Annotated in this window: 19 protein-coding genes and 1 riboswitch; of the genes, 13 read left to right on the forward strand and 6 right to left on the reverse strand. The window is 67.1% G+C overall.

The window, feature by feature from the left end; genetic code table 11:
* Positions 1-11: 11 nt before the first annotated feature.
* Positions 12-1490 carry an FAD-binding protein gene (locus RMCB_RS06450; RefSeq protein WP_062828128.1) on the forward strand — a complete coding sequence of 493 codons (1479 nt, stop codon included), beginning with the start codon at positions 12-14 and terminating at the stop codon, positions 1488-1490.
* Here the strand turns inward: RMCB_RS06450 and RMCB_RS06455 are convergent, their stop codons facing one another.
* Positions 1491-3404, reverse strand: coding sequence for an ABC transporter ATP-binding protein/permease (locus tag RMCB_RS06455; protein ID WP_062828129.1), 1914 nt, complete (start codon positions 3402-3404; stop codon positions 1491-1493).
* A gap of 25 nt (positions 3405-3429) precedes the next feature.
* The gene (locus RMCB_RS06460; RefSeq protein WP_029366171.1) at positions 3430-5364 is read right to left on the reverse strand and encodes an ABC transporter ATP-binding protein/permease; all 1935 of its coding nucleotides are present in this window, start codon (positions 5362-5364) and stop codon (positions 3430-3432) included.
* Between the two features lie 71 nt (positions 5365-5435).
* On the opposite strand from RMCB_RS06460, the gene secA2 reads away from it, so the two are divergent.
* The 11 genes from secA2 (at position 5436) to gcvP (ending at position 17276) form a co-directional block, all read left to right on the forward strand.
* Positions 5436-7781, forward strand: a complete 2346-nt coding sequence (gene secA2, locus RMCB_RS06465; protein ID WP_062828130.1) for an accessory Sec system translocase SecA2 — start codon at positions 5436-5438, stop codon at positions 7779-7781.
* Between the two features lie 9 nt (positions 7782-7790).
* A complete protein-coding gene (locus RMCB_RS06470) occupies positions 7791-8420 on the forward strand; it encodes a CDP-alcohol phosphatidyltransferase family protein (RefSeq protein ID WP_029366169.1) in 630 nt (209 codons plus the stop codon).
* Complete coding sequence (locus tag RMCB_RS06475) at positions 8417-9340, forward strand: DUF881 domain-containing protein (protein ID WP_062828131.1); 924 nt, start codon at positions 8417-8419, stop codon at positions 9338-9340. The genes RMCB_RS06470 and RMCB_RS06475 overlap by 4 nt, the downstream gene beginning before the upstream one ends.
* Positions 9341-9363: 23 nt before the next feature.
* Positions 9364-9696 (forward strand): small basic family protein, encoded by a 333-nt coding sequence (locus RMCB_RS06480; protein ID WP_029366167.1) that lies wholly within the window; start codon positions 9364-9366, stop codon positions 9694-9696.
* A gap of 73 nt (positions 9697-9769) precedes the next feature.
* Positions 9770-10657, forward strand: coding sequence for a DUF881 domain-containing protein (locus RMCB_RS06485; RefSeq protein ID WP_234792021.1), 888 nt, complete (start codon positions 9770-9772; stop codon positions 10655-10657).
* Between the two features lie 35 nt (positions 10658-10692).
* Positions 10693-11088, forward strand: coding sequence for a glycine cleavage system protein GcvH (gcvH, locus tag RMCB_RS06490; protein ID WP_062828132.1), 396 nt, complete (start codon positions 10693-10695; stop codon positions 11086-11088).
* A 177-nt stretch (positions 11089-11265) separates the two neighbouring features.
* The gene (gene garA / locus RMCB_RS06495; RefSeq protein WP_029366163.1) at positions 11266-11748 is read left to right on the forward strand and encodes a glycogen accumulation regulator GarA; all 483 of its coding nucleotides are present in this window, start codon (positions 11266-11268) and stop codon (positions 11746-11748) included.
* Between the two features lie 89 nt (positions 11749-11837).
* On the forward strand, positions 11838-12572 hold the full coding sequence (gene ftsR / locus RMCB_RS06500) for a transcriptional regulator FtsR (protein WP_029366162.1): 735 nt from the start codon (positions 11838-11840) through the stop codon (positions 12570-12572).
* A gap of 115 nt (positions 12573-12687) precedes the next feature.
* Positions 12688-13182, forward strand: a complete 495-nt coding sequence (locus RMCB_RS06505) for a bifunctional nuclease family protein (RefSeq protein WP_019972830.1) — start codon at positions 12688-12690, stop codon at positions 13180-13182.
* Positions 13183-13409: 227 nt separating this feature from the next.
* A complete protein-coding gene (locus RMCB_RS06510; RefSeq protein WP_029366161.1) occupies positions 13410-14030 on the forward strand; it encodes a MerR family transcriptional regulator in 621 nt (206 codons plus the stop codon).
* Between the two features lie 81 nt (positions 14031-14111).
* A riboswitch (glycine riboswitch) is annotated at positions 14112-14210 on the forward strand.
* Between the two features lie 168 nt (positions 14211-14378).
* Positions 14379-17276 carry an aminomethyl-transferring glycine dehydrogenase gene (gene gcvP / locus RMCB_RS06515; RefSeq protein WP_062828133.1) on the forward strand — a complete coding sequence of 966 codons (2898 nt, stop codon included), beginning with the start codon at positions 14379-14381 and terminating at the stop codon, positions 17274-17276.
* Between the two features lie 21 nt (positions 17277-17297).
* Here the strand turns inward: gcvP and RMCB_RS06520 are convergent, their stop codons facing one another.
* Together RMCB_RS06520 and RMCB_RS06525 are read right to left on the reverse strand one after the other, a co-directional pair.
* A complete protein-coding gene (locus RMCB_RS06520; protein ID WP_062828134.1) occupies positions 17298-17861 on the reverse strand; it encodes a hypothetical protein in 564 nt (187 codons plus the stop codon).
* Complete coding sequence (locus tag RMCB_RS06525) at positions 17858-18739, reverse strand: glycoside hydrolase family 19 protein (RefSeq protein WP_029366157.1); 882 nt, start codon at positions 18737-18739, stop codon at positions 17858-17860. The genes RMCB_RS06520 and RMCB_RS06525 overlap by 4 nt, the downstream gene beginning before the upstream one ends.
* Before the next feature lie 179 nt (positions 18740-18918).
* On the opposite strand from RMCB_RS06525, the gene RMCB_RS06530 reads away from it, so the two are divergent.
* A complete protein-coding gene (locus tag RMCB_RS06530) occupies positions 18919-19233 on the forward strand; it encodes a hypothetical protein (protein WP_131805498.1) in 315 nt (104 codons plus the stop codon).
* A gap of 15 nt (positions 19234-19248) precedes the next feature.
* Here RMCB_RS06530 and RMCB_RS06535 read toward each other — a convergent pair whose 3' ends face one another.
* Together RMCB_RS06535 and RMCB_RS06540 are read right to left on the reverse strand one after the other, a co-directional pair.
* A complete protein-coding gene (locus RMCB_RS06535) occupies positions 19249-20247 on the reverse strand; it encodes a WXG100 family type VII secretion target (RefSeq protein WP_062828136.1) in 999 nt (332 codons plus the stop codon).
* A gap of 73 nt (positions 20248-20320) precedes the next feature.
* Positions 20321-22405 (reverse strand): substrate-binding domain-containing protein, encoded by a 2085-nt coding sequence (locus tag RMCB_RS06540; protein ID WP_062828137.1) that lies wholly within the window; start codon positions 22403-22405, stop codon positions 20321-20323.
* Positions 22406-22438 lie beyond the last annotated feature (33 nt).

Raw genomic sequence — 22438 nt, forward strand, 5'->3', positions numbered from 1 at the left:
GAGGAGCCGAAATGACGCAGATTCCCGACGTCCTCGACGCCGCGGAGGTCACGTCAGCCGCCGACGAGGTCGATGTCGTGGTGATCGGCTTCGGCATTGCGGGAGGTTGTGCCGCGGTCAGCGCCGCCGCCGCGGGGGCGCGGGTGTTGGTGCTGGAGAAGGCCGGCGGCGCCGGTGGCACCACCTCGATGGCCGGTGGGCACTTCTACCTCGGTGGTGGTACGGCCGTGCAGGAAGCCACCGGGCATTCCGACAGCGCCGAGGAGATGTACAAGTATCTCGTCGCGGTGTCCGAGCACCCGGATCTGGAGAAGATCCGCGCGTATTGCGAAGGCAGCGTCGAGCACTTCAATTGGCTTGAGGGGCTGGGCTTTCAGTTCGAACGCAGCTTCTATCCCGGCAAGATCGTGGTGCCGCCCGGTACCGAGGGCCTTTCCTACACCGGCAACGAGAAGGTGTGGCCGTTCATCGAGCAGGCCAAGCCGGCCCCGCGCGGTCACTCGGTGCCCGTTCCCGGCGAGGTCGGCGGCGCCGCGATGGTCATCGAGTTGCTGCTCAAGCGTGCCGAGCAACTCGGGGTCGAGATCCGCTACGAGACCGGCGCCACCAACCTCGTCGTGGCCAAGGACGGCACCGTCGTCGGCGTCAAGTGGAAGCACTTCGCCGAAACCGGTGTGGTCAAGGCGAAGTCGGTGATCATCGCCGCCGGTGGATTTGCGATGAATCCCGAGATGGTCGCCGAACACACGCCCGCCCTGGGTCAGCCGCGCCGGACCAAGCATCACGGGCTGGTCGCGCCGTACATTCTCGGCAACCCCAACGACGACGGGCTGGGCATCCGGATGGGCGTGTCTGCAGGCGGTGTCGCGCTCAACATGGACCAGCTGTTCATCACTGCCGCGGCGTACCCGCCCGAGATTCTGCTCACCGGCATCATCGTCAACAACCAGGGCGAGCGGTTCGTCGCCGAAGACTCCTACCACTCCCGGACTTCGGCGTTCGTGCTCGAACAACCCGATCAGGTGGCGTATCTCATCGTCGACGAGGCGCACATGGAGATGCCCGGACTACCGCTGATCAAGTTCATCGACGGCTACGAGACCATTTCGGAGATGGCGAGTGCACTCGGCCTGCCCGAGGACAAGCTCACCGCCACGCTGCAGCGCTACAACGCCAACGCCGCCAATGGCGAAGACCCGGACTTCCACAAGCAGCCCGAATATGTTGCGGTGCAGGACAAAGCGCCGTGGGCGGTATTCGATCTGTCGTTGGGCCGCGCGATGTACTCGGGCTTCACGATGGGTGGACTCTCGGTCTCCATCGACGGCGAGGTGCTGCGGGCGGACGGCAGTCCCATCCCCGGGCTGTACGCCGCGGGCGCGTGCGCGTGCAACATCGCCCACGACGGCAAGGGCTACGCCAGCGGCACGCAGTTGGGGGAGGGCTCGTTCTTCGGTCGCCGGGCCGGGGCACACGCGGCGGCCCGCTGATCAGGCAGGGGTGCGCAGCTCGGTGAGCTGCCAACGGCCGGCGCCCAGCAATTCGAGGCGCCGGTCGTGATGCTGTTCGACGGTGTCGCGGTGGCTGACGCTCACCACGATCGTGTCGGGCAGCCGGGTGCGCAGCGCGGTGTACATCGCGAACTCCTGCCCGGCGTCGAGCGCCGAGGTCGATTCGTCGAGGAACACAGCGTGCGGCTCGGCCAGCAAGACCCGGGCGAATGCGATGCGCTGCTGTTCGCCGGGGGAGAGCACCTTCGACCAGTCCGACTCCTCGTCGAGTCGGGATGTCAAGTGCCCCAACGAGACCGTCGCCAGCACATCGGTGATGGCGTCGTCGCCGAAGGTGCCGGCCGCCGACGGATAGCTGACCACCGCACGCAGGTCACCGAGCGGGGCGTACGGCAACTGGGCCACGAACATCACGTCGCGCTCGTCGGGAAACCGGACAGTGCCGGAGCCGAACGGCCACAGCTGTGCGAGGCTGCGCAATAGCGTGGTCTTACCCGTCCCCGACGGGCCGGTGATCAGCAACGCCTCACCGCTGCCCAGGCGCAGATCGAGGTGCTCCAGCAGCAGCTGGCCGCTCGGTGAACGCACCTCGACGGCGTCGACGGCAAGGCCGTCGTCAACGGTCGGCCCGCTCGCCAATCTCGGTAGCGCCCTTGCCTGTTCGTTCGCGGTGACGAGCCCGTCGAGCCGGATGATCGCGGCGCGATATCCGGCGAACGCGTCGTACACCGCGCGGAAGAAACTCAGCGAGTTCTGCACCGATCCGAACGCACCCGCCGACTGCATGACATCGCCCAGTTTCAGCTCACCGGCGAACAACCGCGGCGCCTGCACCATCAGCGGCAGCGGCGAGATGATCTGGCTGATCGACCGGTTCCAGCCGAGGAACGCCACCCCGCGGCGCACCAGCCTGCGGTAGTTGGCGATGATCCGGGCGAAACGCAGTGCCAGAGTGCCGCGTTCGGTGTGCTCGCCGCGGTAGAAGCTCACCGATTCGGCGGCGTCGCGGATGCGCACCAGCGCGTAGCGGAACGCGGCGTTGGTGAGCTCGTTGCGGAAGGTGAGCCTGATGATGGGACGACCGATCCAGAACGCGACCACGGTCGTCACCGCCACCCACAACAGCGCGATCCAGAACAACGCCTTGGGCACGGTGACACCGAAAAGCGTCAGCGGCCCAGCGAGATTCCACAGGATCGGGGTGAATGCCACGACCGAGACGATCGAGTTCACCGAACCGAACACCAGGGTCTGCGCGGTGCCCACGGTAGGGGTGTTGGTCTCGGGGCCGGTACCGGTGGTGAACACGTCGATGTCCTGCTGGATGCGCTGATCCGGGTTGTCGACGGGCTCGCCGCCGAACGACGGCAGAAACCGGGCGCGGTAGTAGGCCCGGTCGCCGAACCAGTCGCCGGTGAGGTGGTCGGTGAGCCACACCCGCCACCGAATGATGAAGTACTGCATGAGATACACGTCGAGCAATGTGCGGGTGATGTCGGCGGCCACCAGCAGCGCGAAGATGAGGATCGAGCGCCAGAAGCCCGCGATACCGGAATTGCGGACCGCCTCGTTACCCGCCCCCGCCCCTTCGAAGGCGACCTGCAGAGCCGAGGACTGATCGTTGGCGTAATAGCTGAACAGTACGTCCATCCGCACCGAGACCAGCACCGACAGCAGCAGCACCGCCAGCAGGACCCACGCCGTGATGCTCTGGCGCCCGGTGAAATACCCGCCGGTGATCCGCCAGAACTGGCGGCCCCACGTGGTGATGCGCGCCAACGCGGCCAGTATTGCCAGCATCACCACCGCGCTGATGGCCCACGCCTTGGCCACCCACAGCAACGACGCGAGGATCTCGTTGCCCCAGTCCAGCGCCGGGGTGAACATCTCCATGCCGGGAACCTACCCGGCACCGCGGCTACTGCTGGTCCACCAACGCGGGGTCGGTCTTGCACTCCGGGTCGATCTCGCCGAGCCGCCAACGCCCTTCGCCGAGCAGCTCCAGGTGCTGTTCGTGATGCTGGCCGACGGTTCTGCGGTGCGTGACGCTGACCAGGATGGTGTCGGGCAGGTGTTTGCGCACCAGGGCGTACAGCATGTATTCGAGGCCCTCGTCGAGCGCCGAGGTGGACTCGTCCATGAAGACGGCCTTGGGTTTGGTCAGCAGCACCCGGGCGAAGGCGATGCGCTGCTGCTCGCCCGGGGACAGCACCTTGGCCCAGTCGGCGACCTCGGACAGTCGCTTGCTGCACTGCGGCAGCGAGACCTGCTCGAACGCCCAGAAGAGAGTTTCGTCGGGAATCTCGCCCGGCTTCTTCGGATAGGACACGACAGCACGCAGATCGCCGAGCGGGACATACGGCATCTGCGAGAGGAACATGGTCTCCTCGACGCCCTGCGGGCAGCGGAACGTGCCCGTGGCGTACGGCCACAGCTGAGCCAGCGAACGCAGCAGGGTGGTCTTGCCCGCGCCGGAGCGGCCCGTGACGATCAGGGTGTCGCCGGTGTTCAGGCGCAGGTCCAGGTTCTCGATCAGCGGCTCGCCGGTGGGCGTGTTGATGCAGACGTTCTCGAGTTCGACGAGGCAGTCGTCGCCCACCTCGACGGTCAGCTCGGGCAACTGCCTGCCTTCTTCGTTGGCGACCACCAGCCCGTGCAGACGCAGGATGGACGCGCGCCAGCCGGCGAACGCGTCGTAGGAGTTACGGAAGAACGACAGCGACGTCTGGATGTTGGTGAACGCCGACGAGGTCTGCGACACGTCGCCCAGCTTGATCTCTCCGGCGAACAACCGCGGCGCCTGCAGCAGCCACGGCAGCGGAACGATGATCTGGGAGATGGAGAGGTTCCAGCCGTAGAACTTCACCGACCGGTTGATGAACCGGCGGTAGTTGGCGACCACGGGGGCGAACCTCTGCTGCAGCTGCAGCCGTTCGGCGGCCTCGCCGCGGTAGAAGGCCACGGCCTCGGCGGCGTCGCGCAACCGGACCAGGGCGTACCGGAAAGCCGCGTTGTACTTCTCGTTGTTGAAGGTGAGCCGGATCAGCGGATGGCCGATCCAGAACGCCACGATGCTCGCGATGATCACGTAGAGGAAGCCGATCCAGAACATGGCCCGCGGCATCGTGATTCCGAACAGGGTGAGTTCGCCGGACAGGTTCCACAGGATCACGGTGAACGAAATGACCGATGCCACGGCGTCGATGGCGCCGAACAACAGCGTGCTCTTGCTGAAGTTGTTCGGATTGTTCGGCAGTGGTCCGACTCCGGCGGTGAAGATGTCGATGTCGGACTGGATGCGCTGATCGGGGTTGTCGATGGTGTCGTCGATGAAGCGGCTGCGGTAGTAGGCCCTGCCGTCGAGCCAGTCGCCGGTGAGTCTGCCGGTCAGCCATGTCCGCCAGGCCAGCATGAACCGCTGCATGACGAACAGATCGAGCATGATCCGGGCGACGTAGATGACCGCGAGGATGCAGAAGATGCCCAGCGCCGTCCAGAAGCCATGCACACCGGACTGTTTGACCGCGTCATTGCCGGCCGCCAGGCCCTGACCGGCGACCTGGACACCGGTCATCAGATCGTTGCCCTGATAACTGAAAAGCACCTCGAGGCGCACGCCGACGATCACCGACAGCAGGATCCCTGCCAGCCACAGCCAGACCTTCACAGCTCCGGGGCCGACGAAATACGCGCCCGTGATGCGCCAGAACTGTCGGCCCCAGGTGGTGAGGGCACCGACCGCGGTCACCACCACAAGCGTGCTGACCGCCGCGATGAGCCACGCGATGGCTATCCACCTGAGCGAGGCGACGAGTTCGCCGCCCCAGTCGAGTGTGGGGCTGAACATCTCCATGCGGGCAAGGTACTCCGCAATGCTGCCACGGGCGTGGCCGAGGCGAATCCACCTCCGCGTAACGTGAACATGTGCCGAAGACGTCCAGCGCCAAACCGGGGCGCTTGAGCAGCAAGTTCTGGAAGCTACTGGGTGCCACCACCGAGCGCAACGAGGCCCGTTCGCTCTCGGAGGTCAAAGGCGCTGCCAAGTTCGAACAGAAGGCCGCCGACCTCGACGACGAGCAGCTGACCAAGGCCGCGAAGCTGCTGCAGCTGGAGGACCTGGCCGAGGCCGCCGACATCCCGCAGTTCCTGGCGATCGCCCGCGAGGCTGCCGAGCGGACGACCTCTCTGCGGCCGTTCGACGTGCAGCTGCTCGGAGCGCTGCGCATGCTGGCCGGTGACGTCGTCGAGATGGCGACCGGCGAGGGCAAGACGCTGTCCGGCGCGATCGCGGCCGCGGGTTACGCGATCGGCGGGCGCAGCGTGCACGTCATCACCATCAACGACTACCTCGCCAAACGCGACGCCGAATGGATGGGCCCGCTGCTCGAGGCGCTCGGCCTGACCGTCGGCTGGATCACCGAGGATTCGACGGCCGAGGAGCGACGCGCGGCCTACGAGTGCGACGTCACGTATGCGTCGGTCAACGAGATCGGCTTCGACGTGCTACGCGATCAGCTGGTGACCGATGTCGCCGACCTGGTGTCACCCAACCCCGATGTCGCGCTCATCGACGAGGCCGATTCGGTGCTGGTCGACGAGGCGCTGGTGCCGCTCGTGCTGGCCGGAACCAGCCACCGCGAACAGCCGCGTGTCGAGATCATCCGGCTCGTCGGCGAACTCACCCCGGGCACTGACTACGACACCGACGACGACAACCGCAACGTGCATCTCACCGATGCGGGCGCGCGCAAGCTCGAAGCCCGGCTGGGCAACATCGACCTGTACTCCGAGGAGCACGTCGGCACCACGCTCACCGAGGTCAACGTCGCGCTGCATGCGCATGTGCTGTTGCAGCGCGATGTGCACTACATCGTGCGGGACGACGCCGTGCACCTGATCAACTCCTCGCGTGGCCGCATCGCGTCGCTGCAGCGCTGGCCCGACGGCCTGCAGGCCGCGGTGGAAGCCAAGGAGGGCATCGAGACCACCGAGACCGGCGAGGTCCTCGACACCATCACCGTCCAGGCGCTGATCAACCGGTATCCGACCGTGTGCGGCATGACCGGCACCGCGCTGGCCGCCGGTGAGCAGCTGCGCCAGTTCTACAAGCTCGGCGTGTCGCCGATCCCGCCGAACACGCCCAACATCCGCGAGGACGAAACCGACCGGGTGTACATCACCGCCGCGGCCAAGAACGACGCCATCGTCGAGCACATCGCGGAGGTGCACGAGACCGGACAGCCGGTCCTCGTCGGCACCCACGATGTCGCCGAATCCGAAGCGCTGCACGAGAAGCTGGTCAAGGCCGGGGTGCCCGCCGTGGTGCTCAACGCCAAGAATGACGCCGAAGAGGCGGCGGTGATCGCCGAGGCAGGCAAGCTCGGCTCGGTCACGGTGTCCACCCAGATGGCCGGCCGCGGCACCGACATCCGCCTGGGCGGCTCGGAAGTGGGCGACGACGCCGCCGAGAAGGAGAAAGTGGCGGAGCTCGGGGGCCTGCACGTCGTCGGCACCGGCAGGCACCACACCGAGCGACTCGACAATCAGCTGCGCGGCCGGGCAGGCCGCCAGGGCGACCCCGGCTCGTCGGTGTTCTTCTCCAGCTGGGAGGACGAGGTGGTGGCGGCCCACCTGGACCGCGGCAAGCTGCCTATGGAAACCGACGACGACGGCCGGATCATCAGCCCCAAGGCCGCCGGGTTGCTCGACCATGCGCAACGGGTCGCCGAAGGCAGGCTGCTCGACGTGCACGCCAACACCTGGCGCTACAACCAGCTGATCGCCCAGCAGCGCGCCATCATCGTGGACCGCCGCGACACCCTGCTGCGCACCGAGACCGCACGCGACGAACTCAAGGAACGCTCACCGGAACGCTATGACAGCCTCGTCGAGCAATTGGGGGAGGACGGCGAGGAGAAGCTGGTCAAGATCTGCCGGCTGATCATGCTGTACCACCTGGACCGCGGCTGGTGCGAGCACCTCGCGTACCTGGCCGACATCCGCGAGAGCATCCATCTGCGGGCACTGGGCCGGCAGAACCCGCTCGATGAGTTCCACCGGATGGCGGTCGACGCGTTCGCCTCTCTGGCCGCCGACGCCATCGAAGCGGCCCAGCAGACCTTCGACACCGCCGACTCGATCGAGGACGAACCGGGCATCGACCTGTCGAAGCTGGCCCGCCCCACCTCGACGTGGACGTACATGGTCCACGACAACCCGCTCAATGACGACACCATGTCTGCACTGAGCCTGCCCGGGGTGTTCCGCTAAGTTTTAGCCATGGACAACGCGCCTGCTCCCGAGGGCAGGAGCGCACCCCCGGACGTGACCGCGGCGCCGGACCGGATACTCACCGTGCCCAATGTCCTGAGTGCACTGCGCCTGGTGCTGGTGCCGGTCTTCCTGTGGTTGCTGTTCGGCGTGCACGCCAACGGCTGGGCGGTGGCCGTGCTGATGTTCAGCGGGTTCTCCGACTGGGCCGACGGCAAGATCGCCCGGTTGATGGCCAACCAGTCCTCCCGGCTGGGCGAGCTGCTGGACCCCCTGGTGGACCGGATCTACATGGTGACCACGCCGGTAGCGCTGGCGTTCTACGGCGTGGTGCCGTGGTGGTTCGTGGCCACGCTGATCGGACGCGACGTGGTGCTGGCGGCCACCCTGCCGGTGCTGCGCAGCCGCGGGCTGACCGCACTGCCGGTGACCTACATCGGCAAGGCGGCGACCTTCGCGCTGATGTCCGGGTTCCCCCTGGTTCTGCTCGGACAGTGGGATGCGTTGTGGAGCAGGGTGATTCTGTACTGCGGCTGGGCCTTCCTGATCTGGGGCATGGCGCTGTACCTGTGGTCGGCCGTGCTCTACCTGATTCAGGTGGTTTTGGTGGTGCGCCGCCTGCCGAGGCAGGCGCGATGAGCGTGAGCGCCGAGGGCAGCTCGCTCGGGGGCTACGCCTCGGGCGCAGGTCTCAACAGCCACAAGAGACAGGCGCCGACCCGTATACCGGTGCCGTCGCTGCTGCGGTCGCTGCTCTCCGAGCACCTCGATCCCGGGTACGCGGCCGCGCACGCCGCCCGCGAGGCAGGCGCCAAACCGCGGCCCCGGCTCCGAGAGTGGGCTTGGCAGGTGCTGGCCGCCCTGGCGATCACCACGGTCTTCGCGGTGGCGGCCGCGCAGGCCGACATCGCCGCGCCCGCCGCCCGGCAGGCGCAGCACACGCTGGCAGGCCGCGTGCGGGCCGCCGAGGCCAGCACCCGACACGCCGGGGCGATGCGCGACCAGCTGGCCGATCAGGTGGACGCCGAGCGACGCGCCAAGCTGGGTATGGACGAGAACGGTCAACAGTTGCTGGGCAACCTCGACACGGCCAACATCGCCGCCGCCGCGACGCCGATGATCGGTCCGGGCCTCACCGTCACGGTGACCGATCCCGGCATGTCGAAGGATCTCAGCGACGTGTCCAAGCAACGCGTGGCGGGCAGTCAGCAGGTGATCCTCGACCGGGATCTGCAACTCGTGGTCAATTCGCTGTGGGTCAGTGGCGCCGAAGCGATCTCGGTCGGCGGGGTGCGCGTCGGGCCGGGGGTCACCATCCGGCAGGCGGGGGGCGGCATTCTGGTCGACAATCAGCCGATCACCAGTCCGTATGCCATCGTGGCCATCGGACCGCCACACGGCATGGCCGACGTCTTCAACCGCAGCCCCGGTCTGCAACGGCTACGGCTGTTGGAGACCTCATACGGTGTCGGGGTCAGCGTCAGTGCCGGTGACGGCCTGAGCGTACCGGCGGTCTCGGTACGAGATGTGAACTTCGCCAAGCAGATTGGACCACCTTGAGAGACACAGGATTGACCAGGTAGATGATCGGAATCGCCGCACTTGTCGTCGGGATCGTGCTGGGGCTGGTGTTTCACCCCAGCGTGCCTGAATTCGTCGAGCCCTACCTGCCGATCGCCGTCGTCGCGGCGCTCGACGCGGTGTTCGGCGGCCTGCGGGCCTACCTGGAACGCATCTTCGACTCCAAGGTGTTCGTCATCTCGTTCGTCTTCAACGTGCTGGTCGCCGCGTTGATCGTGTACGTCGGTGATCAGCTGGGTGTCGGCACCCAGCTGTCGACGGCCATCATCGTGGTGCTCGGTATCCGGATCTTCGGCAACGCTGCTGCGTTGCGACGCAGGCTGTTCGGCGCCTGATATGAGCGACGCCGAGCGCCCGCAGGACGCCGAACTGCCCGACCCGCCGGGAGAGCCAGCCGGGGAGGCCGACGTGAAGGAGACGCCGCCCGAGAAGGCCCCCGAGGCCGACAGCGGCACCGACGCGGCGGTCGAGAAGGGCACCGACGCGGCGGAGGCGCCCGCGCACGAGCAACCCGGGGACCATCACGGGCGGCACGAAATGCCCGACGGCACACCGCGGACCCGGTGGAAGAGCCTGGCCGTCGCGCAACAAGGCCGGTCGCAGCTGATCTTCGGCGCGCTGGGCCTGCTGCTGTGTGTACTGCTCGGAGCGGCGATCGTCACGCAGGTCCGCCAGAACGATTCCGGCGATTCGCTGGAAACCGCTCGACCGGCCGACCTGCTGATCCTGCTGGATTCCCTGCAGCAGCGCGAGGCCTCGCTGAGCACCGAGGTGGCCGACCTGCAGCGCACCCTGCAACAGCTGCAGGCGTCGGGCAGCAGCGACCAGACCGCGATCGAGAACGCCCAGGCCCGGTTGGCTGCGCTGTCGATCCAGATCGGGACGGTCGCCGCCACCGGACCGGGTGTCACGCTGACCATCGAGGACAACGCACCCGGGGTGGCGGCCGAGACCATGCTCGACGTGATCAACGAACTGCGGGCGGCAGGGGCCGAGGCCATCGAGATCCGCGGTGGCGGGGCCGATCAGCAAACCGCCGTCCGTGTCGGCGTCGACACCTGGGTGGTCGGCACGCCCGGTCAGCTCATCATCGACAACGTCGCCGTGGGGCCGCCGTATTCGGTTCTGGCCATTGGCGATCCACCTACTCTCGCAGCGGCGATGAACATTCCCGGCGGTGCGATGGACAGTATCAAGCGGGTCGGCGGGACGATGGTGGTACAACAAGCCCAGCGGGTCGACGTAACCGCCTTGCGGCAACCGAAACCACGCCAATACGCTCAGCCCGTCAAGTGAGTCCGACCGATCCGACCTGACAATCAAGGAGCGCCGTGAGCGATATCCCAGCCGACCTGTACTACACGTCCGAGCACGAGTGGGTGCAGCGCACCGGTGATGACACGGTACGCGTGGGTATCACCGACTATGCCCAGTCGGCGCTGGGCGACGTGGTGTTCGTGCAGCTGCCGGACGTCGGCACCGACCTGAGCGCTGGTGACTCGTTCGGGGAAGTGGAATCGACCAAGTCGGTTTCCGACCTGTATGCGCCGGTCACGGCGAAAGTTGTTGCTGTCAATGGTGATCTGGAGGGCAACCCACAGCTGGTCAACTCCGACCCGTACGGTGAGGGATGGCTGGTGGACCTGCAGCTGGAGTCGGGCGTCCTCGCGGACGTGCTGACCGACCTGCTCGATGCGGACGGCTACCGCGCCGTCGCGTCGGAGTAACGAGTTGTTAGGGTTTGCAGCGACCTGTTCGACCGTACGCAGCGCACAGATTTCCACCGCATCAGATCCGGCAGTGGTGGACACAACAAGGCCCGTTGCGCGGTACGGTCAACGTGAGACCGACGACGGCTGGGGGCCCCGCCGGGCAACGCCACAGCAGCCAGTGAGGAGCAGCGGGTGACGGACAAAAACAGCAATGTGGGGGCCGACCAGACGTCTGACGAAGTCACGGTGGAGACGACATCCGTCTTCCGTGCGGACTTCCTCAACGAGCTGGACGCGCCCGCGACGACGAGTGCCGAGGGCACCGTCTCGGGGGTTGAGGGACTTCCCTCGGGTTCGGCGTTGCTTGTCGTCAAACGCGGGCCGAATGCGGGCTCGCGGTTCCTTCTGGACCAGCCGACCACGTCGGCAGGCCGGCACCCGGACAGCGACATCTTCCTCGATGACGTGACCGTGAGCCGTCGCCATGCCGAGTTCCGCCTGGAGGGCGCCGAGTTCCAGGTTGTCGACGTCGGCAGCCTCAACGGCACCTACGTCAACCGTGAGCCGGTTGACTCCGCGGTGCTGTCCAACGGCGACGAGGTCCAGATCGGCAAGTTCCGCCTGGTGTTCCTGACCGGCCCCAGGTCCGACGACGACAGCAGCTCGTCCAGCTAGCGATGAGCGCTCGCGGGACAAGCCGATGACTGCGATGAGCGCTGGCGGGACAAGCCGATGACTGCGATGAGCGCTCGCGCGAAGAGCCGATGAGTCAGCCTGACCGACCTGCACTGGCCGGAATGTCGATCGGTGCTGTCCTGGATCTGCTCCGCGGTGACTTTCCGGATGTGACCATCTCGAAAATCCGGTTCCTGGAAGCCGAGGGGTTGGTCACACCGGAACGCACCGCGTCGGGTTATCGGCGTTTCACCGCGTACGACTGTGCGCGGCTGCGGTTCATCCTCACCGCCCAGCGGGATCAGTACCTGCCGTTGAAGGTGATCAAGGCGCAGTTGGACGCCCAACCCGACGGTGAGCTGCCACAGAGCGGATCCGCCTACGGTGTACCGCGTTTGGTGGCCGTGGAACAGGCCGACGGAGCTGCCGCGGCATCCGCGGTGGCACCGACTCAGGTGCGGCTGTCCCGGGAGGACGTACTGGCCCGGTCAGGCGTCGAGGACGCGATGCTGAGCGCGTTGGTCAAGTACGGCGTGATCACCACCGGGCCGGGCGGATTCTTCGACGAACATTCGGTTGTCATCGCGCAGTGCGCCGGGGCGCTCGCCGATTACGGCGTAGAGCCCCGGCATCTGCGCGCATTCCGATCAGCCGCCGACCGGCAGTCGGACCTGATCGCCCAGATCGCCGGACCGGTGGTCAAGGCCGACAAGGCCGGGGCCAGGGACCGCGCCGACGACCTTGCGCGGGAGGTGGCCGCGCTCGCGATCACCCTGCACACGTCGTTGATCAAGTCGGCGGTGCGGGACGTTCTCGACCGCTGAGGATTAGACTTGGCGTTGAGGCCATTTCGCTTCCGGGTCGATGCACCTGGAGACGAGTCGGCTACAGACGGTTATGAACGACGTGGCAGCACAGCGGTGCGGAGGGTAGGCACAGATGGCTGAGGTTCGGGTAGTCGGCATTCGCGTGGAACAGCCGCAGAACCAGCCGGTGTTGCTGCTCCGCGAGTCCAACGGCGACCGCTACCTGCCGATCTGGATCGGGCAGTCGGAAGCCGCCGCCATCGTGCTGGAGCAGCAAGGGGTCGAGCCGGCCCGCCCGCTGACACATGATCTGATCCGAGATCTCATTGCCGCGCTTGGGCATTCACTCAAAGAGGTGCGGATCGTCGACCTGCAGGAAGGCACCTTCTACGCCGACCTGATCTTCGACCGCGACATCACGGTGTCAGCTCGGCCGTCTGATTCGGTGGCCATTGCCCTGCGGGTCGGGGTTCCGATCTACGTGGAGGAAGCGGTGCTGGCCGAGGCCGGGCTGTTGATCCCCGATGAGAACGACGAGGAAGCCGCAGGCACCGTCCGTGAGGACGAGGTGGAGAAATTCAAAGAGTTCCTCGACAGCGTGTCGCCCGACGATTTCAAGGCCACGTGACCGGCTGCCGCAGGTCACGGATGCGTCTCAACTGACGCACCAGGTGTCGACACGCGGTGTGGGTGTCATCCAAGTCCGTTTTGGGCAGCCATACTTTGAGGGCGACGAGCAGTCAGGGCTCGGCGGGAAGCGTATGCTCGACACATTCGGGCTCGCAGCAAACCCGCTGCGGTGCAGGTCACGGCAGCGGATGAGGTAGGCGGGTTCGATCGGCGAGAGGATTCACAGTGGGTGACACGCCACGACAGGGAGAGTTGGATCTGACCACGGGAAGCGGGGTTGAACCGCCCGTTCGGCCGGCCAGCGAGCCCGTTCAGGGTGGGTTGTTCCCCGACGATTCTGTACCGGACGAACTGGTCGGTTACCGCGGTCCGAGTGCGTGCCAGATCGCAGGCATCACCTATCGGCAGCTGGACTACTGGGCCCGCACCTCGCTGGTGGTGCCCTCCATCCGCGGCGCGGCCGGTTCCGGCAGCCAGCGGTTGTACTCGTTCAAGGACATCCTGGTCCTCAAGATCGTCAAGCGACTGCTCGACACGGGCATCTCGTTGCACAACATCCGGGTGGCCGTGGACCACTTGCGCCAGCGCGGCGTTCAGGATCTGGCCAACATCACGCTGTTCTCCGACGGCACCACCGTCTACGAGTGCACCTCGGCCGAAGAGGTGGTCGACCTGCTGCAGGGCGGTCAGGGCGTGTTCGGTATCGCGGTGTCGGGCGCCATGCGCGAACTCACCGGTGCCATCGCCGACTTCCCGGGTGAGCGTGCCGACGGCGGTGAGTCCATCGCCGCACCCGAGGACGAACTGGCCTCGCGCCGCAAGAGCCGCGACCGCAAGATCGGCTGACGCGCCTCGTCGCCGCCGCCCGCCGAGTGCGCGCGGCGTGTTCGCCGGTGCCGATAGCGGCCGGTAGAATCGGCTGCGCATCGCCCTTGTGCGGGAGAGTTTCGTGGCCGCCAGCTACGGACGCCGAAGGAGCAACACCTCTCCGTCAACCTCTCAGGCACCCAGGACCGCACGGGCCCCGATGCCTCTGGAAAGCGGCGCTCCGCGCGAGCGCCCGCCCATGGGGAAAGACGCCCGTTGGCGTCGAATCTCTCAGGCGCCCGGGACCGGGTTGACGACAGAGGGAGAGGGGAGCGCAGCACGTCTTTCGACGGGGCTGCCACCTCGACCCACCGTGGCGGGGCCGCAATGAGGGAGCCTTGGGTGTCCGATCAGCAGCAAGCACGTTTCGTCGACCGGCACATCGGGCCGGACTCCGCCGCCGTCAGCACGATGCTCGACGTGATCGGTGTCGCGTCGCTCGACGACCTCGCTGCCAAGGCACTGCCCGCAGGCATTCTCGACGGACTCGCCGCCGACGGCCGTGCACCCGGCCTGGACCGCCTGCCCCCCGCCGCCACCGAGGATGAGGCGCTGGCCGAGCTGCGGGCGCTGGCCGACACCAACACTGTCGCGACATCGATGATCGGGCAGGGTTACTTCGACACGCTGACCCCACCGGTCTTGCGGCGCAACATTCTTGAGAATCCGGCGTGGTACACGGCCTACACGCCCTACCAGCCCGAGATCAGCCAGGGTCGCCTGGAGGCGCTGCTGAACTTCCAGACCATGATCTGCGATCTCACCGGACTCGAGGTGGCCAACGCCTCCATGCTCGATGAGGCCACCGCGGCCGCCGAGGCGATGACGCTCATGCACCGCGCCGTCAGAGGGCCGGCCAACCGGCTGGCCGTCGACACCGACATCTACGCGCAGACGGCGGCGGTGCTGGCGACCCGTGCGGAGCCACTCGGCATCGAGATCGTCCGTGCCGACCTGACCCAGGGTCTGCCCGACGGCGACTTCTTCGGGGCGATCGTGCAGATGCCGGCTGCCAGCGGCCGGATCGTGGATTGGACCAGCCTGGTGTCGCAGTGCCACGAGCGTGGGGCACTGGTCGCGGTCGGAGCCGATCTGCTGGCGCTGACCCTCATCACCTCGCCCGGCGACGTCGGTGCTGACGTGGCCTTCGGGACCAGCCAACGGTTCGGCGTGCCAATGGGATTCGGCGGCCCGCACGCCGGATACCTGGCGGTGCACGCCAAGCACGCCCGCCAGCTGCCGGGCCGCCTGGTCGGGGTCTCCGTCGACGCCGATGGGGCACCGGCGTACCGGCTGGCACTGCAGACCCGTGAACAGCACATCCGCCGCGACAAGGCCACCAGCAACATCTGCACCGCTCAGGTGCTGCTGGCCGTGATGGCGGCCATGTACGCCAGCTATCACGGTGCCGACGGGCTGACCGCCATTGCGCGCCGCGTGCACGGCCACGCCGACGCGATCGCTGCGGCGCTCGGCGACGCGCTGGTGCACGACACATACTTCGACACCGTGCTGGCCCGCGTGCCGGGCCGCGCCGACGACGTCGTCGCCGCAGCCAAGGCCAGGGGAATCAACCTGTGGCGGGTCGACGCCGACCACGTCTCGGTGTCCTGCGACGAGGCCACCACCGACGCCCACGTGGCCGCGGTGCTCGAGGCGTTCGGTGTTCGCGCCGCCGAGCCGAGCTCGACAGAACCCGATGTGCTCCTCGCGTCCGCAGATATCGCCACGCGCACCTCCGAGTTCCTCACCCACCCCGCATTCAGCCGGTACCGCACCGAGACCGAGATGATGCGCTACCTGCGGTCGTTGGCCGACAAGGACCTGGCTTTGGACCGCACGATGATCCCGCTGGGTTCGTGCACCATGAAGCTCAACGCCGCGGCTGAGATGGAGCCGATCACCTGGCCGGAGTTCGCCCGCCAGCATCCCTTCGCGCCCGCGTCGGACACTCCGGGACTGCGCAGGCTCATCGCCGATCTGCAGGACTGGCTGACCGCGATCACGGGCTACGACGAGGTGTCGCTGCAACCCAACGCGGGTTCGCAGGGGGAGTACGCCGGCCTGTTGGCGATCAAGGCCTACCACGTGGCACACGGTCAGGCCGCCCGTGACATCTGCCTGATCCCATCGAGCGCACACGGCACCAACGCCGCGTCGGCCGCGCTCGCCGGCATGCGGGTGGTCGTGGTGGCGTGCCGGCCCAACGGTGACGTCGATCTGGACGATCTGCGCGCCAAGGTCGCCGAGCACGCCGATCGCATTGCGGCACTGATGATCACCTACCCCTCCACCCATGGGGTGTACGAGCACGACATCGCCGAGATCTGCGCCGCCGTGCACGACAACGGCGGTCAGGTCTACGTCGACGGGGCCAACCTCAACGCCCTGGTCGGGCTGGCCCGGCCGGGCCGGTTCGGCGGCGACGTCAGCCATCTGAACCTGCACAAGACGTTCTGCATCCCGCACGGTGGTGGCGGCCCGGGCGTCGGGCCGGTCGCGGTGCGGTCGCACCTGGCGCCCTACCTGCCGGGGCACCCGCTCGCCGACGAATTGGCCGACGACGCTCAGGCCGATGGGGCCGCGCGGCCCGTCGTGTCGGCGGCACCGTACGGCTCGGCCTCGATCCTGCCGATCACCTGGGCCTACATCCGGATGATGGGCGCAGACGGGCTGCGCGCGGCATCGCTCACGGCCATCGCGTCGGCCAACTACATCGCACGCCGGCTCGACGAGTATTACCCGGTGCTCTACACCGGTGAGAACGGCATGGTCGCCCACGAGTGCATCCTGGATCTGCGCGCGATCACCAAGGACACCGGTGTCACGGTCGACGATGTGGCAAAACGCTTGGCCGACTACGGGTTCCACGCTCCGACCATGAGCTTCCCGGTGGCGGGCACGCTGATGGTGGAGCCTACCGAAAGCGAGAGCCTGGCCGAGGTCGATGCGTTCTGCGACGCGATGATCGCCATCCGCGCCGAGATCGACCGCGTCGGCTCGGGCGAGTGGTCGGTGGACGACAACCCGCTGCGGGGTGCGCCGCACACGGCCGAATGCCTGCTGGTGGCCGAGTGGGACCATCCGTACACGCGCGAGCAGGCCGCCTACCCGCTGGGCAAGGGTTTCCGGCCGAAGGTCTGGCCGCCGGTGCGCCGCATCGACGGCGCGTACGGCGACCGCAACCTCGTGTGCTCGTGCCCGCCGGTAGAGGCGTTCGCCTAGGCGACGGGGACCGCTGCGCAGTTACTGCGCAGCGGTGCGCTGCCAGTCGATGGTGTTGCCGCGGCCGACGTAGCTCAGTTGGATGCTGGTGTCGGTGACCTTGAGCGGCACGTAGACCAGATCGAGATTGCCGGAGTCGGCGATCCAATGCAGCCACAGCACACAGGAATTCGGCGCAGAGGACGGCCTGCTGGGCTTGGCGGGCGTGGCGTCCCACGGCGTGAACTGCCAGGTGCCGAATTCCTTCTTACCGTCGGTATTCGATTCCAGCGATCCGTGCGGGGACAGGGTCGTGACGGTGGGGTCGCCCGATTCCTGCCACGATCCGATGAACTGCTCGACCTTGAACTCCGCGCCCGGGCATTCCTCGTCGGGTGACACGTCGGGACGCACCGTGGTGGTCGCGACGGCCGTCGCCTCCGGAGCGGACTGCACCACCACCGTGCGGGGCGCCGTCGACACCGCCTCGGTGGTGGCCGAGGCCGCCGGTTGCGACTGCTGCGACGTCGAGGTGCCGCATGCGGCGACACCGACGGCCAGAGCCGGAACAGCGCACAGCACAGCAAGTTTCGAAGAGATCGTCATCCGCCAAGCACCTGCAATCCTCGGTTGTAGTAGTCGGTCCGTTCGGCCAGGTTGTGAGTGCCGCCGTTGACCATTCGGGTGATGGCGGTGATGTCTCCGCCGTCGGCGATGGCGTTGCCGTCGCGCGAATTCCAATACCACACAGCACTTTTGAACGCATACTCCGGCGTGGCCGCGAGTTCGGGATGGTTGACGAAGTCGACGCCGAGGTCCTTGCTCATCTGCGTGTAATTGGACCGCCCGGTGATCTGGATGACGCCGCGGCCCTTGTACTTCTTGCCGTCGCCGGGCTGGGTGTTGCCCAGATCCGTGCGGCCCTCGTACTGGCTGCCGTCGGCGTACTCCTCGTAGGTGCGGAACCGGTCCGATTCCACCGCGATCTGCGAGATGAACGCCGCTTGGCGCTGCGGCGTGTTCATACCGCCCTGCTTCATCGCGTCGTTCAACGGGCCGATCATCTCCTCGGCCTTCGCCTGGCTGAGTTCGGGGACGATCTTGCGCAGCTGCTCGACGGTGATCGGGCGATAGTTGCCGTTGTCGGTGGGTGGTGGCGCCGGGGTGTCGCCCGGCTTGTCCTCGGGTTTGTCGCCGGGTTCGAACTTGACCCGCTCGGCGGCCTCGCGGTCGCCTTTCTCATAGGCGCCGGCGGCGGACGTGAGATTGTCGGCGAACTTGGTCACCTTGGTACCCAGTGATTGGGCCTGGCGGTCGATGGCATCGGCGACCTGGCTGCACGCGGACGCGACATCAAGGCCGGAAAGTGGGCCCGCCGCGGCGGTCAGCGCGTTGCCGGGTCCACGGAAACTGGTGACCGCCTCGCTCAGACCGCTGGCGGCCTCGCGCAGTGCCGCAGGGTTGACGTTGAGTGTTTCGGTCACGGCACGGCAACCCCCGCCTGTCGATCGTCCCCAGCGGCGGCGACTGCCGCCCGAAGATGATCGTAATAGGCCCATACCGTCGGTCCGCGCACCAAAATCGGGTTTTGCTGAGGCGTTGTCGGCATCTACCCTGGCGGGCGGGTTCCGGTTCCGCGGAAGGGGGCGTTGTGCATCCGGTGGTGGCTGATCTGAGGGCTCAGCTCGGCGTGCCCGCCGAGTTCGAGGAGAAGACCGTCAATATCGAAGACGGCTGGGCGTTCGTGTACGGCAAGATTGTGGGCGCCGACGGTCTCCCGTTCGACTACGGCGGCACGCCGTTTGCCGAAGCTGCCGCCAACGGCGGTAGGTCACGCACCTACGCGGGCCTGTTCCGCGACAACGGCGCCGCATGGACGAGGGTCGACAGTGCCGTCGGTCCGACCGACCTGGCATGGGACGGTTGGGCCGAACGCTACGGGGCGCCCGCGGCGATCTTCCGGATCCCGACGGATTGAACCGCCCCTGTCAGATCAGGGCGGTGACAGGTACATCACCTGGCCGTACGGGTTTCCGTAGCTGACCACTTGGCTGCCGTCGGCATTCTTGTTGTTCGAACCGATCAGCGTGATCCGGCCGCCGTCGTTGCTGGCGACGAGTTCGGTGTGCTGGCTGCCGTTGATCACCGCGACGTCACCGGGTTTGGCCTCCGATGCGGGCACCATGTGCCAGCCCTGGGCCTGGAGCCGTTGTGACATGTCGGCGACGCCGTTGCTGTGCCAATCGATCAGCCCGGCCTTCTGCAGCGTCGCGGTGACGAAGTTGGCGCAGCACACGTCGTTGGGCACGCTGGGATCCATCGGCAGGTCGCCGCTGCGCTTGAGGTCTGAGGCATTGCGGCCGAGGAATTCCTTGGCGATGTCGGCCGGGTTCTGACCTGTCGGCGGGGGTTTCGGCGTTTCGGGTTTGTCCTCGGGCTTGGTGTCGCCGTCTTTCTTGTCGTCTTTGCCGTCGTCCTTGGGATCGTCGGCGAACTTGCGCAGTGCGTCCGCGGTGGACTTGTCGGCCTGCTCGAATTCGGCGAGCATCTTCTTGACCGCGGTCTCCATCTCAAGCGCCTTGAGCTTGATCTGCATGCCAAGCACCGGAAAGAGGCTGGCGTACTGCTGCAGCAGCGGTCCGGGGGTCACCGAACCGTTGTCGCCCACCTTCCAGAACTGGCTTGCCCCGCCGTTGACCATGCTGTCCAAGGCCGATTTGATACCGGTCAGCTGCTGGCCACCAGAGGACATCACCTGCTGCATGGCGCGCAGCTTGTCGCGGTAGCTCTCCTGCCCGACGAGCATGTCGGCGCCCTGTTTCTGCGCAGCGGTCGACGCCCCACCGGTCCAGCTGCCCGCCAGCCGGCTCAGATGTGAGCGCTGCGACGAGATCTGCGCGTCGAGGCGGTTGGCAGAGCCGGCCACCTCCTCTGCGGCGTTGAGCAGTGATTGGGGTTGGGTTCCCAATATCTGCGACACCGTCAGTGTCATCGCACCCCCTGAAAAGTCGGTGTGTGTATTCTCTCCCGTTCGCCGGGAGGCACGACGCACCTCTTTTGCCGGGTCAGCTCAACATCGTGGCAACAGCAGCGGCCAGCTCGGGCGAGGCCGAACTGGTCAGGTGCTGATACTTGCCGCCGGTGGTCTGCGCGACCGCCTCCCAGGTGGCCCGGTCGGTGTCACCGCCGAAGTCGATGACGTTCACCGCGACCGGGTGGGCCGGGTCGAACGCTCCGTGGATGTAATCCTGCAGGCCCTGCCCGCCGAGGCTCTGGTCGGTGTGCGGACCGGTGGTGATCACCAGGATCGAATTTTCTTTGCCATCACGGTAATTCGACGTCGCGTCGGTGTAGATGAGGCGCAGCGTGGTAAACGAGACCGCACCACCGCCCGAGGCCGTCTGCTCGTCGAGAGTCGAGCTGATTGCCTGCGAGCGCGGTTCGCCGCCGACCTGGTCGGACAACGGGCCCCTCGACACCGCAGAGCGGCCCTCGGTGCCGTCGAACGTCCACAGGCCCACCTCGGAGGTCGAAGGCAGTGCCTTGAGCCGCGAGTTCAGTGCCGCAGCCACATTCACCAGCCGAGACTTGCCGCCCTCCTCGGTGGGCATCGACTGGTCCAGCATGATCGTCACGGCGGGGCTCGTCGACGGTGCCGTCATCGCGTTGGCGAGGGTGACCCGCATTGTGTTGTCGCCGACCGACAGTGGTGCGCTGACGGGCGCGAACTTGGTCACGTCGCTGGACGGCGCCGACGTGCCTTCGGCTCGGAAACCGGCCTTGGCGAGCTCGCCGAGCTGCTCGGGTTTACGCATGAAACGCGCGAATTCACTGGCGGCCGTGACTTGTTCCTGAGACAACCAGTCTCCGGTCAGCAACACCGTCGGGTAATCCGCCATCGCCGTGGGGCCCGGTGGCACCCAACCGGCGAGATCGCTCTTGGCGTCGCTGAGCGAGCCGGCGCGCTGGAAAAGTTGTTGCTCGGTGGTGACGACCGCATGCACGGGCGCACCGGCCGGATCCGATGCCTTGAGCATGGCGTCGAAAGCCGTTCCCAGTTCAGGATTGTCGAGCTTGGGCGCTCCGCCGAGCAGCGTGTTGACGGCGCCCAGTCCGGCGCTGGCCGGCGCACCCGACGGTGCCGACGCCGCCGCCACCGCCTCGCCGGCCAGGTAGGCGGCGTCACCGTTGTTGCGAGTGGGCAGAGCCAATTTCAGCGGGCCCCAGCCGTTGAGCTTCAGATCGTTCAAGGCGGTCGGATTGCTCTGCAGGTTCGGCAGCGTCGACCAGTTCTGCTGTGCCAAGGCGTCTTTGAGTTGCGGCGGCACCGCGAGCAGCACGGGCGAGGTGACCAGCGAGCGGCTGTCGGTGACCGTCTTGGCGCCCGCGGTGGCCTCGAGCCGTGCCTCGGAGACCCCGCTGGCCGGGATCCACAACGCGGGCCTGTCACCGAGGTCCTTGGGCCACGCATTGGCGAATCCGCTGACCACCTGGTCGGATTCGGCCGACTTCACCTGCACCTTGACGCAGCGGTCACCGATCGGGTTGGCCGACCCGTTGTATTTGTCGGCCAGCGTCTCGACGGTCGGGGAGATCGTGGGGTCGGCGATGACGGCCACCGCGAGGTCCCCGTCGACGCAGCGGGCCGCCGCGGCGTCCTTGCGGCTGGAGAGCACATCGCCGAAGAACCGCCACAGGATGACAACAGCGACGATCGCGACGACGCCGACGAGCGCAGCGATCACCCCGACGCTGACACCGCGCCGACCGGTCGAGACCGCGCGGTGGCTGCCCGTCCATTCCCCGCCGTCCCAGTCGCCGCCGTGTTGGCGGCCATTGGGCTGACGCCGGCCGACGGCACTGAACTGCGTCGTCGGCGCATCGCGGTCGACGTCGTCGTCGGCGTAATCGTCGTCATCGGGGTAGCCCGCGTAGCCCGCGTCGTCATACTCGGCGTCCCCATAGGGATCCTCGTACTCCGCGTCGCGGTAATCGGGATCACGCGGGCCGGGCCGCCGCCCGTAGTCGGGCCTGTCGTAATCGTCCGAGCCGTACCCGCCCGAGCCGTACCGACCAGACCGGTGACCCGGTTCGTGCTCGGGTTCGTCGGCTGAGTCCTCGGGGTCGTCGGGAATGCTGTGCCTACCCATCCCTAGCCTCTGTACTCGTCGCGTCGACCAAAC

Source organism: Mycolicibacterium brisbanense (genome assembly GCF_001570425.1).
Classification (GTDB): Bacteria; Actinomycetota; Actinomycetes; order Mycobacteriales; family Mycobacteriaceae; genus Mycobacterium; species Mycobacterium brisbanense.